Below are 15,015 nucleotides of genomic sequence, written 5' to 3' on the forward strand. Positions count from 1 at the left end.
GGAGTCAAAGCGTGATCCGACGCTCCCGCACCCACCGGCTGACCGCAGGCCTGGCCGCCGCCGGTCTGGTCCTGACGACACTCGGTGCCGCCACGGCGAACGCCGCACCGGCCACCGACACCAGTTCGGCGGCCGCGCCTGGGCCGCTGATGAACTATGTGGTCAACAGCAAGGCCTCGCCCGGACACGTCCGCAAGGTCGAGCAGGCGGTGACCGCTGCCGGCGGCATCGTGCTCCAGTCGTACTCCCAGCTCGGCGTAGTGGTCGCGCAGTCGACCAACCCGGACTTCCGGACCGCTGTCCGCGCCGGTCGCTACGGGCGTGAGGTGCAGTCCGTCGGCGCGACCCGCACGGCCGCGGTCAGCGAGGGCCCGGCTGCTTCCGGGCTGAAGTCGCTCGGTGTGGTGGAGGCGGCGCCCGTGCCGGATCCGCGCGAGGGCGAGCAGTGGGACATGACCCAGATCAAGGCCGACCAGGCGCACGCGGTCACCGACGGCTCCCGCAAGGTCCTGGTCGGTATCAACGACAGCGGTGTCGACGACGCCCACCCGGACCTCGCGCCGAACTTCGACAAGGCCAACTCGGTCAGCTGCGTCGACAACGGCGTACCGGACCAGACCGACGGTGCCTGGCGGCCGACCACGAGCTCGCACGGCACGCACGTCGCCGGGACCGTCGCGGCGGCCCGCAACGGCATCGGCATCGTCGGTGTGGCTCCCGGCGTCCGGATCGCCTCGGTGAAGGTCGTGAACGACGACGGCTTCATCTACCCGGAGTACGCGATCTGCGGCTTCGTCTGGGCCGCGCAGCACCACATGGACGTCACCAACCACAGCTACTTCATCGACCCGTTCGAGTTCTGGTGCAAGGACAACGGTGACCAGGGCGCCGTGCAGGAAGCGGTACGACGTGCCGTCGACTACGCGACACATCGCGGCGTACTGTCCGTCGCCGCCGCCGGCAACTCGAACTACGACCTGGCCAACAAGACCACGGACTCGAACAGCCCGAACGACACGACGCCGGTGACGCGGACCATCAACAACGACTGCCTGGACATGCCGACCGAGCTGCCGGGCGTGATCACTGTCGCGAGCACCGACCAGGGCGGCGCGAGGAGCAGCTTCTCCAACTTCGGGCTGAACAAGATCGACGTGGCCGCACCGGGCCGGCGCATTCTGTCGACGCTGCCGAACAACAACTACGGCCTCTCGAGTGGCACGTCGATGGCGTCGCCGCACGTCGCCGGTGTCGCCGCACTGATGAAGTCCGTCCACCCGTGGTGGGGGCCGCGCCAACTGGAGGCGGCGCTCCGCGCGCAGGCCGACGATGTCGCCTGCCCGACCACCCCGGACGCCCGTTGCACCGGAACGACGGCGAACAACTCCTTCTTCGGCGAAGGCAACGCCGACGCCCTCGACGCGGTCCAGCGCTGACCCCCTGACTGAGAGGGGGTCCTCCGCCCAGGACCCCCTCTCCTCAACTCGTACTGATCAGCACGATCCCGGCCACCACCACGGCCGCGGCGATCGCGCGGCGGGGGCCGAAGCGTTCGCCGAAGAAGATCGCGCCGATGATGGCTCCGAAGATGATGCTGGTTTCGCGGAGGGCCGCGATCGCGGCCAGGGTGCCACGGGTTTGGGCCCACAGGACCAGGCCGTAGGCCGCCATCGAGACGATCCCGCCGCCGAGTCCGGTGAGCACCGCGGATCGGGGCTGCCGGAAGACACTCGGACCGCGCCAGCACACGGTGGCGATCGGCACGAGGAAGCCCTGGATCATGAAGACCCAGCCCATGTAGGTGATGACCGGCATCTTGTGGACCGCGATCCCGTCGACCACGGTGTAGGCCGCGATCGCCAGACCGGTCCCGAAGGCGGCGAGCAGTGCCGCAGTCTGCGTGCGTCCGGCGGTCCGTCCGATGAACACCAGCCCGATCAGTCCGGCCGAGATGAGCAGTACGCCGGCCAACTCGGCCACGGCCAGGCTTTGGTGCAGTACGACGATCGACACCACGGCCACCACCCACGGCGACGTACCGCGGGCCAGTGGATACATCTGACTGAACTGACCGAACTGGTACGACGCGAGCAGGCCGGTGTAGTACACACAGTGCAGGACGATCGAGGCGGCGATGTACGGCCACGTTCCGGCCGGTGGTGGACCGCTGATGACAACGGCGACGAGCCCGACCACACCCGATGACACGCCGAGCAGCGCGAACCCGGCCAGCCGGTCGGGCACCCCGTGCGCCATCGCATTCCAGGTCGCATGCAGCACGGCCGCACCGAGCACCACCATCAAAACCAGCACCGCACCACCCTCTCACCGAGGTGCTGGGCGGTCAGGCGGTTTTCACCACCGGCAGACGAAGGCCCGGGCGACAATGCACCCGGGCCTTCGCGTGCGTCGTACTGGTCAGAACATCAGGGCGCGGGCCGGGTCCTCGAGAATGCCGGCGACGTCGGCGAGGAAGATGGAGCCCTTCTCGCCGTCGATCATCCGGTGGTCGAAGGACAGTGCGAGCGTGGTGATCCAGCGCGGCACGATCTCGTCGTCCACCACCCATGGCTGCTTGCGGACCGCACCGAAGGCGAGGATCGCGGCCTCACCCGGGTTGATGATCGGTGTCCCGGCGTCGACCCCGAACACGCCCACGTTGGTGATCGTGAACGAACCGCCCGCCTGGTCAGCCGGCTGCGTCTTACCCTCGCGGGCGGTCGCGACCAGCCCGTTCAGCGCCGCGCAGAGGTCGGGCAGCGTGAGCGAGTCGGCGTTCTTGATGTTCGGCACGATCAGGCCCCGCGGGGTGGCCGCGGCGATACCGAGGTTCATCGAGCCCTTGTAGACGATCTCCTGCGCCTGCTCGTCCCAAGCCGCGTTGACGATCGGCGTACGGCGGGCAGCCAGGGTGACCGCCTTCGCGACGATCAGCAGCGGCGACACCCTGAGATCCCGGAACGCCTTGTCGCCCTTCAACCGGTCGACCAGGTCCATCGTCTCGCTGACGTCGACGGTGATCCACTCGGTCACATGCGGTGCGGTGAACGCGCTGGCCACCATCGCCTGCGCCATCACCTTCTGCACACCCTTGATCGGCACCCGGGTGTCACCCAGGCCGCTGATCACCGGCGCCGGTTCCACCACCGCAGCCGCAGCCGGCGCGACAGCCTGCGCGCCTGCCGGAGCCGCCGTGTACGCCTCGACGTCCGCCCGGGTGATGATCCCGCCCGGCCCGGTGGCCGTCACGGTTGCCAGGTCGATGCCCAGATCCTTGGCCAGCTTCCGCACCGGCGGCTTGGCCAGCACATGCGCAGCCGCCCCGTTGCCTTCGGCAACGGAGGTGGGGACAGAAGCGGGCTCAGCGGGCGCAGGCACGGCTGCCGGCGCCACAGGTGCTGCGGAAGCAGCCGCAGGTGCTGCCGGCGCAGCTGCGGGACCACCCTTGCGGGGGCGGCGTTTGGCTTCTGTTGTTCTGGGGCCGTAGCCGACCAGGACCGCTGTCCGGCCGCCTGGAGCCTCGCCGCCGATCTTGCCGGCTTCGGGCTCGTCCGGGATGGCCGGGACCAGGTCCTCGGTCAGCACCTCGTCGGCCCCGGCTGCGGCCTCGGTCTCGACGGCGATGATCGGCGTACCGACCGGGACCGTCTCGCCTTCGGGCACCAGCAACTCGGTGACCGTCCCGGCGAACGGCACCGGCAGTTCGACCAGCGACTTGGCCGTCTCGATCTCCACGATGGTGTCGTTCAGCTTGACCGTGTCGCCCGGCTTGACCTTCCAGCTGACGATCTCGGCCTCGACCAGACCCTCACCGACGTCAGGGAGGCGGAACTGCTGGATGCCCATCAGTACCCCATCACCCGGTCGACACCGTCGAGCACCCGGTCCAGATCGGGCAGGTACTCCTCCTCCATCCGCGACGGCGGATAGGGGGTGTCGTACCCGGCCACGCGCAGTACCGGCGCCTCGAGGTGGTAGAAGCACTCCTCGGTGATCCGGGCCGCGATCTCCGAGCCCGGGCCGAGCGAGAACGGCGCCTCGTGCACGACGACCGCCCGCCGGGTCTTCTTCACCGACGCGAAGATCGCCGGCAGGTCCAGCGGCGCGATCGTGCGCAGGTCGATGACCTCGAGCTGCCGGCCGTCCTCGACCGCGGCCTCGGCCGCCTGCAGGCAGGTCTTCACCATCGGGCCGTAGCAGAACAGCGTCGCGTCGGTGCCCTCGCGGACCACCTTCGCCTGGTGCAGCGGGAGTGCCGGCGGCACGGACTCGTCCAGCTCGGCCTTCTCGTGGTACCGGCGCTTCGGCTCGAAGAACACCACCGGGTCGTCCGAGGCGATCGCCTGCTGGATCATCCAGTACGCGTCCACCGGGTCGCCGCACGAGACCACCTTGAGGCCGGCCACGTGCGCGAACAGCGACTCCGGCGACTCCGAGTGGTGCTCGACCGCGCCGATGCCGCCGCCGAACGGGATCCGGATCACGACCGGCATCCGGATCTTGCCGAGCGAGCGGTAATGCATCTTCGCGACCTGGTTGATGATCTGGTCGTACGCCGGGAAGACGAACCCGTCGAACTGGATCTCGCAGACCGGCCGGTACCCGCGCAGCGCCAGGCCGACCGCGGTGCCGATGATGCCGGACTCGGCCAGCGGGGTGTCGATCACCCGGTCCTCGCCGAAGTCCTTCTGCAGGCCCTCGGTGACCCGGAAGACACCGCCGAGCTTGCCGATGTCCTCACCCATCACGACGACCTTCGGGTCGGCCTCCATCGCCGCCCGCAGGCCCATGTTGATGCCCTTGCCGAGGCTGATCTTCGCCATCAGTGACCCTCACCTTCGAACGAGGCGGCGTACGCGGCGTACTGCTTCTTCTGCTCGGCCAGCTGTGCGGTCTGCTCGACGTACACGTGGTCGAAGAAGTCGGTCAGGGACGGGTCCGGCATGGACAGGCAGCCGGCCCGCAGCTCCGCGGCGATCTTGTCCGCCTCGGCCTCGAGCTGGTCGAAGAAGTCGGCCTCCACCCCGGCCGAGCGGGTCAGATAGGCCCGGACCCGCTCGATCGGGTCCTTGAGCTTCCAGTGCTCGAGGTCCTCGTTCAGCCGGTACTTGGTCGGGTCGTCGGAGGTGGTGTGCGCACCCATCCGGTACGTGTACGCCTCGACCAGGGTCGGGCCGCTGCCCTCACGGGCCCGCTTCAGCGCCTGCTGGGTGACGGCGTACGTCGCGAGTACGTCGTTGCCGTCGACCCGGACGCCGGGGAAGCCGAAACCGGCCGCACGCTGGTAGAGCGGGATCCGGGTCTGCCGGTCGATCGGCTCGGAGATGGCCCACTGGTTGTTCTGGCAGAAGAACACGACCGGGGCGTTGAACACCGAGGCCCAGATGAACGCCTCGTTCACGTCACCCTGGCTGCTGGCGCCGTCGCCGAAGTACGCGATCGTCGCCTCGCTGGTCTCGGCGTCGCCGATCGCGTGGTCGCGCTGCTGACCCATCGCGTACCCGGTCGCGTGCAGCGTCTGGGCGCCGATCACGATCGTGTACAGGTGGAAGTTGTTGTCCCGCGGGTCCCAGGCACCCTGGTCGACGCCGCGGAAGAGCCCGAGCAGCCGCAGCGGGTCGACACCCTGGCACCAGGCGACGCCGTGCTCGCGGTAGGTCGGGAAGACCATGTCCTTGCTGTTGAGGGCGCGGCCGGAGCCGATCTGCGCGGCCTCCTGGCCGAGCAGCGACGCCCAGATGCCGAGCTCACCCTGCCGCTGCAGGGCGGTCGCCTCGGTGTCGATCCGGCGGACCAGGACCATGTCCCGGTAGAAACCCTTGACGGCCTCGTCGTCCAGATCGAACGAGTAGTCCGGATGCTCGACGCGCTCACCTTCGGGCGTCAGCAGCTGGACGAACTCGACCTCCTCGGAGGCCTGGGACGGACTGACCGGCGCCTCGACGGGCGCGAACACTTCCGGGGCAATGCCCGGCACCGACTCACTCACATGCACTCCTCGGGTTCGAGCGCGGGATCGCCGCGACCGCAACGTTGCACGGGGGCCGGCCCTTCAGCCGGGTGAGGCTTCGCAGGCAGGACCGCGTGGATCCAGGGGTTGATGCACTGTCTCAGTACCAGTAGACCTCCTCACCGGCCTCACTGGCTGTACTACTTGCCGGACACCGTACCCAGCGGTTGCCTGATCCGCTAACTGTCTGGACGCTCGCGGGTACGGCGGTACCGAAACCGGTCCTCGGCTGAGACACCAGTCCATGCAGTGGTCATATCGTCCCGCTCATGTGACAGGCAATCGCTGGATCGTGCGACAAGTGTCACAACTGGGTACCGATCACGGCAGCTTCTCCAGCCGGACCAGCTTGAAGTTGGTGCCCTCCCGGTCGCCGTCACCAGGCGTGTTCTCGCCGTCATGCACAGCGAACAGGCCGTGCGGGAACAGCGGCCCGACCGGCTGGGTCGTCACCGCCGCACCGTCACTGTGCTGGACGCCGTCTGCCGCCGGCCCGTCGGTCACCTGGAACCCGGCGCGGTAGACCAGCCGGTGCCCGTTGATCCGGTAGCTCGCGAACGTCGAGTCGCCCTGACTGGACGCGTACAGGGTCCGTACGCCGTGCTTGTAGGCGATCGTGAGGCCTTCGGCGTCAGCGCTCAGGTGCTTCCCGGCGTCAGGGCTGACCGGACCAGTCGGCGCGCACTCCTCAGTCTCCTCGTCGTACGCGGCCGGCTGGCCGAACTCGCGCACCTTCTCGAGCAGCTCGGGCTTTCCGTGCAGCGGGATCCGCCAGACGCCGACGTCCTCCTGGGCGGCGTACAGGTCGTTCGTGGTGCGGTCGAACACCATGCCCTCGAGCTGCGGCCGGTCGCCGGGCTCCTCGCACGGGCTCCAGGTGTTGCCGTCGGTCAGCTTGAAGCTGCTCGGCAGGTCGACCTTGCCGATCGGGCGGTAGATGACCTTGCCCTTACCGTCCGGGACCAGCCGGAAGAAGCCGACCCGGGTCTCACTGCGCCGCGTCACCGCGACGATCGGCTGCCCCTGGACGACGGTCGCCGCCAGGCCGTAGGCGGTCCGCTGCTCCTGGACCTCCTCGGTGTCCTTGCTGAACACGAGCGGCGCGTCGGCGCTGGTGACATCGGTCAGCCGGCCGGACTTCACGGCGTACGTCCGGAGCTGGTCCCGGCCGCGATCCGTGACGATCGCGAGGTTGCCGATCAGGTCCACGTTGTTGAACCGGCCGGGCTCCTGGCCGGGCGCGGGCGCCGGCGGGGTGGCGAACCTCTGCACTTCCTTGCCGGTGAGGTCGAAGACGGTCAGACCGCCGTTCTTCAGGGTGCCGAGGACGACGCTGCGCTCGGGGTGCTTGGGGTCGATCCAGATGGCCGGGTCGTCGGCGTTGGCGTTGCCGCCCGCGTCGTCGTCCCAGCTCGGCGCGGTCTCGGCCGAGGCCGTCACCCCCGGGAGCTCACTCGCGTACGCCGGCTGAACGCCCAGCGTGACGACCAGCGCACCAACCAAGACACCGGCGACCCGCATCCCACTCTCCTCACTGTCAGCAATGGCTGAAGACTGCACGTCGCTGGTTGCCGCGACCTGACCGCCCGGTGAATCCCGCACGCCGGGTGCGGTGGCCGGATCGCGAGGGTCGCTGGCCGGAAATCACCTTGCGCTGCTCGGGCTGCAGGCTTAGCGTAATGACTGTTCTTGCATTACACCCCTGACAGTGAGGACGACGATGGCCGCCGCTTCCCCCGCCGTACTGCCCGAGGCCGGTGGTCGTGAGGCATCCACGGCGATGATCTGGTCCGCACTGGCGGTCGTGTACGTCGTCTGGGGTTCGACGTACCTCGGCATCCGGGTCGTCGTGGAAGCGGAGATCCCGCCGATGCTCGGGATGTCGGCCCGGTTCCTCGCGGCCGGCGTACTGCTGGGCGCCTTCCTGGCACTGAAGTCGGGCTGGCGCCGACTGCGGATCACCCGGCAGGAAGCGCTCAGCGCGGCCGTCGTCGGTCTGCTGCTGCTTGCCTTTGGCAACGGTGCGGTCGCGATCGCGGAGCAGACCGTGCCGTCCGGACTGGCCGCGCTGCTGGTGGCCGCGATCCCGCTGTGGGTGATGCTGCTGCGCGTCGGCGGCGGCGATCGACCGCGCGCGCTCACCTGGGTCGGCGTACTGATCGGATTCGCCGGCGTGGCGCTGCTCGCCCTGTCCGGCGGCAACACCACCGCGAAACCGCTGTCGGTGGCGATCCTGGTGGTGGGCACGATCTGCTGGGCGACCGGCTCGCGCTTCTCCCCGCGGCTGGGCCTACCGCGCGATCCGCTGGTGGCGGCGCTCTACGAGATGCTCTTCGGTGGTACGGCAATGCTCCTGATCGGCGTACTGCGAGGAGAGCCCGGGCGGCTCCACCTCGACCGGATCGACACGTCGGGCTGGATCGCGCTCGGCTACCTGATCGCCTTCGGGTCACTGCTGGCGTACTCGGCGTACAGCTATCTGCTCGCGAACGCCCCGATCTCGCTGATCAGCACCTATGCGTACGTGAACCCGGGGGTCGCCGTCCTGCTGGGGTGGCTGATCCTCGACGAGCACGTGACCTGGCAGATCCTGTTCGGCGGGGCCGTCATCATCCTCGGCGTGGCCGTGGTCGTGTCGGCCGAACGCCGCCGACGGCCCTGATCGCGGGCGGGGAAAGGAAGAACCCGGGCCCCTGAGGACCCGGGTCTCCCACCGCTGCCGATGCGCGCGGCAGCGGGACCTGGTTGCCGATGGGCGCCCTGCCCCGAAAAAACACGGCGCGAAACTCCGGCAATCGTTCCAACGATATTCCGATTCATCATGGTATTGCCAATTCGGCGACCACCGAGCCCACCGAAAACAATCTTCCGAATCACCGGGTTCATCCGTCACCCGCGCAGACTCAACGACGAACTCAGGCATCGGTTACGGGCCCGCCGACGGCAAAAGTGAGGATCGCTCCAAGACCGCCTGGTTACCGGCAAGTTGCCTGGTCAGGGCGGATTCGTTGCCCCGTCAGCAAAGTCATCACGCGTCGGCTATGAGGGCCCGCGTGGATCAAATAGTTGACGAAAAAGTTTGTAACCGGCCTCCGCAGGTGTCGTTACCACTAAGACGAATCCGTCAAACCCGAAAGGAAACCTGGCATAATGCAGGTAACTCGCAAGATCGCCGCTGCCGCGGCCGTGGCGACCGTCGCCACGCTGGGCCTGGCCACCGTCGTGAGCGCGAACATGCTCGACGACACCCAGAAGAAGGCTGCGGGCACCGGCCTGGCCGACGCCGCGTCGCTGGCCAGCAAGGGCGGCTACAAGGGCGGCAAGCAGTGGCACTGGGTCAAGGGCGACGGCTCGCTCGTTGCCGTTGACGACAACAACCTCGGCCCGTTCCAGGCCTGCCACAACTTCGGCTCGGGCACCGGCATCGGCGGCAACGTGCCGGTCAGCGACGTCGTCGGCGTCGTCGGCTGGGGCAACGACAACAACTCCGTCACCGCGGTCAAGACCTGCGAGCTCGACTCGGAGCAGAACAACCACGGCAAGAAGTGGTACCGCGTCGGCGACGACGGCCTGGTGTCGGTCAGCCGCAACAACGTCGGCCCGTGGCAGCTCTGCCACAACGAGGTCTCCGCGACCGGTATCGGCGGGAACGTGCCGATCACCAACCTGAGCGGTGTCCTGGGTCTGGACAACGACAACAACTCCATCGACTCGCTGAAGACCTGCGAGCTGGAGTCCGAGCAGGACAACTGACCCCTCCCTGGTCAGTGATGCAGGACCCGAAGGAGCCACCTCGGTGGGGTGACTGATTCGGAAGCACCACCGGCGGCGCCGGGAGCAAGCCTCACTACTCCCGGCGCCGTCCCACGCCCGGCCCGTGTCCCAGCACGGTCCGGGCGTTTCTCGTGGTCCTACAGGTCTCTCAGGTCGACGCACGAACCGTTGCGGAGGTCGCGGTTCAGGACCGACCAGATGCCGGCGGCAGCCTCCGCCGGGGTGCTGAGGGCGCCAGTCTCCTTGAGCTGATGAAAGCGCCCGACCGTGGGGAAGTCCCGCTCGTCGGTTGCGCGGATCTCGGACTGCATGGCGGTGTCGACGACTCCAGGCGCGACTGCGATCACCCGGCATCGCCCACCGGTCCGCTCCTCCTGCTCGGCGCCGACCGTGCGGACCCAGTGCTCGACAGCTGCCTTCCCCGCGTTGTACGACGACCAACCGGCGTACGCGGTCTTGGCTGCGCCGGACGACAGCATCACCAGGTGGCGTTCGCACGTGAGGTCGGCAATCGCCCGGAGGAAGGCTCGTCCGAGCACCTGCGGTGCCGCGGAGTTCAGCAGGACCGCGCGGGTGTACTCGTCCCCGGGGACCCCGTCCGCCGGCCCGATCGGGGTGATCGTCCCGGCGTTGTGGATGAACACGACCCGCTCACCGTCGTACCCGGTCAGCTCTTCGCGGAAGTGCTGTTCCACGCGAGCCCAGTCGGCCGGATCCGACAGGTCGGCCTTGAAGTGTTCGGCAGGCCCGCCGCCTCGCCGGGACAGGTCGATTACGCGTACGTCGTCGTACGGCACCGATGCGGCCAGCGCCGCGCCGATTCCGGCGGACGCTCCCGAGATCCAGACCAGCGAGCTCACTTGCGCCAGGCGCGCGCGACGGACAGGAAGAGGTCGTTCGCCTCGCGCTCGCCGATGCTGACCCGGGCACCGTCACCCGGGAACGGGCGGACCGACACACCCTCCGCCTGCACCGCCTCGGCGAAGGCAACGGTGTCGTCGCCGAGCGGCATCCAGACGAAATTCGCCTGCGTCTCCGGCACGTCCCAGCCGGCCGCGCGTAGCTCGTCGACCACCCGGGTCCGCTCGGTCACCAGCACGTCGACCCGCTCCAGCAGCTCTTCCTCGGCGGCCAGCGACGCGATCGCCGCGACCTGCGCGACGTGGCTGACCCCGAACGGCAACGCGCACTTGCGGATCGCTGCCACCACCGGCGCGTGGCCGACGGCGTACCCGACCCGGAAGCCGGCCAGACCGTAGGCCTTGGAGAAGGTCCGCAGTACGACGACGTTCGGCCGGTCCCGGTACACGTCGATCCCGTCGACGACGTCGGGCTCGCGGATGAACTCGCGGTACGCCTCGTCGACCACGACCAGCACGTTCGGCGGGACGACGTCCAGGAACGCGAGCAGCTCGTCCCGCCGTACCACCGGGCCGGTCGGGTTGTTCGGCGTACAGACGAGGACGACCTTGGTCCGCTCGGTGAGCGCGGCCTCCATCGCCTTGAAGTCGTGCCGCGCGTCATCGGTCAGCGGCACCTGGACCGAGGTCGCGCCGGTGAGCTGGACCGCGATCGGGTACGCCTCGAACGAGCGCCACGCGTAGACGACCTCGTCGCCCTCGGTGCACGTGGCCTGCAGCAGGTGGTAGAGCAGCGCGACGGACCCGGTCGCGACGGCGAGGTCGCTCGCCGGTACGCCGAACCGCGCCGACAGCGCCTCGAGCAGGTCGACCGCGCCCATGTCCGGGTAGCGGTTCATCTGCGCCGCGGCCTCGGTGGCGGCGGCGAGGACGCCCGGCAGCGGCGGGTACGGGTTCTCGTTGCTGGACAACTTGTAGGTCGGCCGGCCGTCGGTCCGCGTGGGGGGACGACCGGGCTTGTAAGCCGGCACGTCGTCCAGGCACGCGCGGAACCGAACCACATCCTCTGCGGCAGTGTGTCCTGTTCGCTCGCTACGCTCGCTCATGCCCGCAGGCTAACCCCAACCCCACCCCCGAACCACCCTCCCCCGAGCGACCTGGATCACTCCACCGGAACCGTTTGACTCCGGACCGGTCCGGCCTCAAACTGACTGATTGTCGGACAATCAGGGAATCTGGCACAGCGCCGGGATGGGACGAGAGTCAGCCGAAGGAGTGTTCATGGGTCAGCCGCTGGAGTGGGGTCGCCGGTATCTGATGGTCCGCCCGGACCACTTCCGGATCGACTACGTGATCAACCCGTACATGTCGACCCAGGACCAGCCGGACCCCGAGCTGACGCTGAAGCAGTGGGACTCGCTGCGGCAGGCGATCCTCGACGCCGGCGGTGCGGTCGAGGTGCTCGCGCAGCGGCCGGACTCGCCGGACATGGTGTACGCGATGAACCTCGGGCTGGCGACCGCGGACGGCCGCGCGATGCTCTCGCACATGCGGTTCGAGCCGCGGCGGAAGGAGTCCCTCACCGCGGGCGACTGGTTCACCGGGCACGGGTTCGCCCTCGGCCGGACCGGGTCGGACGGGATGGGGGCGCACTTCGAGTCCGGGGACGCGTTCGTGTTCGGCGACAGCCTGGTCGTCGGGTACGGGCCGCGCACCGAGGCGGAGGCGCTCAAGCAGCTGGCGATCGAGTGGGGCATCCGGGTGCGCGGGCTGCGGATCACGCACGAGGGGATGTACCACCTCGACCTGCCGTTCTGCCCGGTCGACAGCACCCACGCGATGGTCTACCCGGCGGCCTTCGACGCGGTCAGCCAGGCCGAGCTGTTCGGCATCGTGCCGGACCCGATCGTGCTCACCGACGAGGAGGCGTTCGCGTTCAGCGCCAACTCGATCGTCGTGAACGAGACGATCATCATGCCGGCCTGCTCCCCGCGGCTGCACGAGATCCTCACCGGCCTCGGCCTCCGCGTCGTCGTCCTCGACCTCACCGAGTTCCACAAGGCCGGCGGCTCCGCCCGCTGCCTCACCAACCCGCTGGACTTCGACCTCACCGCCGTCACCACACCGGGAGGCGAGGTCGTCCTCCCCGCCTGAGCGCTACTTGGTGGTGTAGATGAGTTCGAGGGTTTCCGGTTTGTAGCCGTGGCCGGTGAGCCACTCGAGGGACTTCTTCTTGCCCTCGGAGTCGGTGACCTTGATGTAGAAGGCGAGGAACTCGGGGTCGCCGGGGTGGGCCTGGGACACGCCCTGGTTCACGGTGAAGCCGGGGCCGATGTAAGGCAGCTCCTGGAGGATCGGGTACTTCGCGGCAAGCCGGGCGTTGAGCTCGTCGAAGCGGCGGCCGGCCTCGCCCTCGGCCTCGAGCTGCTCCTCCGGGTGCGACTTCTCCCAGGCACGACCCTCGGCGCTGTTGGAGAACAGGTACATCTTGTACTGCGAGTCCTCCGTGACCTGGACCGTCTGGGTGTAGCTCTCGAAGCCGCGCCGCTCACCGGTCAGCGTGTGCTTGCCTTCCTTCACCTTGATCTCACCGTTGGCCGGGACCTGTCGACCGTCCAGGGTCAGCGTCAGGTCGTTCGGGATCGACTTCACCGTGAGTGTGTGCTCGGGGTTGCCGCGGAACACCAGGTATCCACCGAGCACGATCAGCGCGACCACCACGACGGTGCCGCTGAGCATGAACAGCCGCCGGTTCTCATCCATCAGTCCGATGCTCCAGATTGCTTGAGCCGGGCCACCGTGTAGTGACCGCGGTAGTCGGTGAAGTACACCCGCGTCGCCTCCGGCACGTGGCCGCGCCACGACGCCGACGCCGCGTTGTAGGTCCGCCCGTCACTGCCTTCGTAGTTACCGGTGTACAGGTAGGTGTGACCGTCGATGATGAAGATGTCCCCGGGCTGCAGCTGGCCCTCGTTGTTCAGGTTGTCGAAGAGGTCGTACTTCCCTGAGCTACGCAGGTAGTCCATCTGGACACTCGTCCCGCGGGGGGCGTACTCCGGGTCGGCACCGCTCATCCTCATCACCGTCGCCACGAACACACCGCAGTCGGTCAGCTCGTCCTGGCCGGAGGAGCCGTTGTGTTCCCGCACGGCATGCTCGTAGGTGGGGTCGATCGGCTTGGGAGCGTGACCGTGACCCGGGGTGTCCCAGGCCAGCTGGAGCGCGGTCTGGACGATGGTGCCGCCGCCGCAGCCACCGCCGCCGTCCTCGCCCGCGGCGCCCCCGCCGAAGGTGGCCAGCACCTCGCGCGCCGCGGTCTTGCGCTGGGTGTAGCGCGGGTTGCTGAGGTCTTCGGAGCCGGCGAAGCGTTCGAAGTACCGGCCGAAGGCGACCGCGGCGTCCTCGGCGGTGGTGGCCCGCTTGAGCATGTCGCCGGCGTGCCCCTCGGCGATCGCCGTCTCGCCGGCCAGCTGTTTCTTGAGGAATTCCAGCTGGTACTCGAGCGAGCCGATCACCGCGTCGTCGACGCCGGCGGCCCGGGACGGGCTGATCATCTTGCCGGCCGGGGTCCACTGGACGATGCCCCAGCCGAGTGGGCTCGCGACCGCGTCGGACGGGTTGGTGACCTTGCCGGGCGGGGTGTTCTGCAGCCGGCCCGGCTCGACGCCGGACTCGTGGATCATGTTGCCGACGATCCCGGCTGCCTGCTCCTTGGAGTACCCGTTCGAGGCGAAGTAGTTGAACGCCTTCTGCTGGTTGTTCGACCCGACCAGGGTGCTGCAGCCGCAGCTGCCCGTGTCCTGCGTGGCCTCGTCGCCGAAGGTGTCGTCGTCGGGATCGGGGTCGACCGCCTCGAGGTCGCCGCCTTCCTCCTTCTTGACCCACAGCTCGAAGTGCAGGTGGGATCCCGTCAGTCCCGGGCTGGCCTCGCTGCCCGAGCCGGAGGTGCCGATCTGGTCACCGCGCTTGACGTCCTGGCCGACCCGGACGGTGATGTCCTTGAAGTACTTGTAGCGGGTCTCCACACCTTCGTCGTGCTGGATCCTGATCTGGTCGTCCGAGGTGGAGACGATCTTGCCGTCCTCGGCCGCGTAGACCTTGCTGCCCTCGTCGACGTCGAAGTCGATACCGCGGTGCGGGCTCGTGCCCCGGCCGGCCGTCGTCGACCAGTCCTGGTCGATGTCGTGCCGGTCGGTCGGCCAGGCGAGCGCCTTGCCCTCGGACTCGGTGGGCACGCAGCCGGCCGCGGCGGAGTCCAGCCCGGCCAGGCCGCCGACGATCAGCGCGAGCACGATCAGCAGAGGCAGGAACAGAACCAGCATGATGCCGCCGAGGATCGGCAGTGCCTTGCTGTCACCCACAATCGGCTCC

13 protein-coding genes are annotated in these 15,015 nt (G+C 68.7%); 4 read left to right on the plus strand and 9 right to left on the minus strand.

Features of this window, described 5'->3' with window-relative positions:
* Positions 1–11 precede the first annotated feature (11 nt).
* A complete protein-coding gene (locus ACGFIF_RS34240) occupies positions 12–1,436 on the plus strand; it encodes a S8 family serine peptidase (RefSeq protein WP_393160242.1) in 1,425 nt (474 codons plus the stop codon).
* 43 nt (positions 1,437–1,479) lie between these two features.
* Here the strand turns inward: ACGFIF_RS34240 and ACGFIF_RS34245 are convergent, their stop codons facing one another.
* The 5 genes from ACGFIF_RS34245 to ACGFIF_RS34265 form a co-directional block, all read right to left on the minus strand.
* Positions 1,480–2,313: an EamA family transporter gene (locus ACGFIF_RS34245; RefSeq protein WP_393160243.1), complete on the minus strand. Its 834-nt coding sequence runs from the start codon at positions 2,311–2,313 to the stop codon at positions 1,480–1,482.
* Positions 2,314–2,418: 105 nt separating this feature from the next.
* Positions 2,419–3,846 (minus strand): dihydrolipoamide acetyltransferase family protein, encoded by a 1,428-nt coding sequence (locus ACGFIF_RS34250; protein WP_393160244.1) that lies wholly within the window; start codon positions 3,844–3,846, stop codon positions 2,419–2,421.
* Positions 3,846–4,823, minus strand: coding sequence for an alpha-ketoacid dehydrogenase subunit beta (locus ACGFIF_RS34255; protein ID WP_393160245.1), 978 nt, complete (start codon positions 4,821–4,823; stop codon positions 3,846–3,848). The genes ACGFIF_RS34250 and ACGFIF_RS34255 overlap by 1 nt, the downstream gene beginning before the upstream one ends.
* Complete coding sequence (pdhA, locus tag ACGFIF_RS34260) at positions 4,823–5,989, minus strand: pyruvate dehydrogenase (acetyl-transferring) E1 component subunit alpha (protein ID WP_393160246.1); 1,167 nt, start codon at positions 5,987–5,989, stop codon at positions 4,823–4,825. Before pdhA ends, ACGFIF_RS34255 begins: the two co-directional genes overlap by 1 nt.
* Positions 5,990–6,331: 342 nt before the next feature.
* A complete protein-coding gene (locus ACGFIF_RS34265; RefSeq protein ID WP_393160247.1) occupies positions 6,332–7,531 on the minus strand; it encodes a phytase in 1,200 nt (399 codons plus the stop codon).
* A 199-nt stretch (positions 7,532–7,730) separates the two neighbouring features.
* On the opposite strand from ACGFIF_RS34265, the gene ACGFIF_RS34270 reads away from it, so the two are divergent.
* Together ACGFIF_RS34270 and ACGFIF_RS34275 are read left to right on the plus strand one after the other, a co-directional pair.
* Positions 7,731–8,672, plus strand: coding sequence for an EamA family transporter (locus ACGFIF_RS34270; RefSeq protein WP_393160248.1), 942 nt, complete (start codon positions 7,731–7,733; stop codon positions 8,670–8,672).
* Positions 8,673–9,160: 488 nt separating this feature from the next.
* The gene (locus ACGFIF_RS34275; RefSeq protein WP_393160249.1) at positions 9,161–9,763 is read left to right on the plus strand and encodes a hypothetical protein; all 603 of its coding nucleotides are present in this window, start codon (positions 9,161–9,163) and stop codon (positions 9,761–9,763) included.
* Positions 9,764–9,921: 158 nt separating this feature from the next.
* Here the strand turns inward: ACGFIF_RS34275 and ACGFIF_RS34280 are convergent, their stop codons facing one another.
* On the minus strand, positions 9,922–10,644 hold the full coding sequence (locus ACGFIF_RS34280) for an SDR family NAD(P)-dependent oxidoreductase (RefSeq protein ID WP_393160250.1): 723 nt from the start codon (positions 10,642–10,644) through the stop codon (positions 9,922–9,924).
* Positions 10,641–11,750 (minus strand): histidinol-phosphate transaminase, encoded by a 1,110-nt coding sequence (hisC, locus tag ACGFIF_RS34285; RefSeq protein ID WP_393160251.1) that lies wholly within the window; start codon positions 11,748–11,750, stop codon positions 10,641–10,643. The genes ACGFIF_RS34280 and hisC overlap by 4 nt, the downstream gene beginning before the upstream one ends.
* A 175-nt stretch (positions 11,751–11,925) precedes the next feature.
* On the opposite strand from hisC, the gene ACGFIF_RS34290 reads away from it, so the two are divergent.
* Positions 11,926–12,798 (plus strand): dimethylarginine dimethylaminohydrolase family protein, encoded by an 873-nt coding sequence (locus ACGFIF_RS34290; protein WP_393160252.1) that lies wholly within the window; start codon positions 11,926–11,928, stop codon positions 12,796–12,798.
* Between the two features lie 3 nt (positions 12,799–12,801).
* Here ACGFIF_RS34290 and ACGFIF_RS34295 read toward each other — a convergent pair whose 3' ends face one another.
* Positions 12,802–13,407: a PEGA domain-containing protein gene (locus ACGFIF_RS34295; protein ID WP_393160253.1), complete on the minus strand. Its 606-nt coding sequence runs from the start codon at positions 13,405–13,407 to the stop codon at positions 12,802–12,804.
* Entirely contained in the window at positions 13,407–15,005 is a 1,599-nt protein-coding gene (locus ACGFIF_RS34300) for a phage tail tip lysozyme (protein WP_393160254.1), read from the minus strand. The genes ACGFIF_RS34295 and ACGFIF_RS34300 overlap by 1 nt, the downstream gene beginning before the upstream one ends.
* Between the last annotated feature and the right edge of the window lie 10 nt (positions 15,006–15,015).

The organism is Kribbella sp. NPDC049174 (assembly GCF_043197365.1).
Lineage (GTDB): Bacteria > Actinomycetota > Actinomycetes > Propionibacteriales > Kribbellaceae > Kribbella.

What these genes read in the sequence shown, in the direction of transcription:
- ACGFIF_RS34250 (WP_393160244.1), bottom strand. Translation starts at nt 3,846, where the DNA reads ATGGGCATCCAGCAGTTCCGCCTCCCTGACGTCGGTGAGGGTCTGGTC.
- ACGFIF_RS34255 (WP_393160245.1), bottom strand. Translation starts at nt 4,823, where the DNA reads ATGGCGAAGATCAGCCTCGGCAAGGGCATCAACATGGGCCTGCGGGCG.
- ACGFIF_RS34265 (WP_393160247.1), bottom strand. Translation starts at nt 7,531, where the DNA reads ATGCGGGTCGCCGGTGTCTTGGTTGGTGCGCTGGTCGTCACGCTGGGC.
- ACGFIF_RS34270 (WP_393160248.1), top strand. Translation starts at nt 7,731, where the DNA reads ATGGCCGCCGCTTCCCCCGCCGTACTGCCCGAGGCCGGTGGTCGTGAG.
- ACGFIF_RS34275 (WP_393160249.1), top strand. Translation starts at nt 9,161, where the DNA reads ATGCAGGTAACTCGCAAGATCGCCGCTGCCGCGGCCGTGGCGACCGTC.
- hisC (WP_393160251.1), bottom strand. Translation starts at nt 11,750, where the DNA reads ATGAGCGAGCGTAGCGAGCGAACAGGACACACTGCCGCAGAGGATGTG.
- ACGFIF_RS34290 (WP_393160252.1), top strand. Translation starts at nt 11,926, where the DNA reads ATGGGTCAGCCGCTGGAGTGGGGTCGCCGGTATCTGATGGTCCGCCCG.
- ACGFIF_RS34295 (WP_393160253.1), bottom strand. Translation starts at nt 13,407, where the DNA reads ATGGATGAGAACCGGCGGCTGTTCATGCTCAGCGGCACCGTCGTGGTG.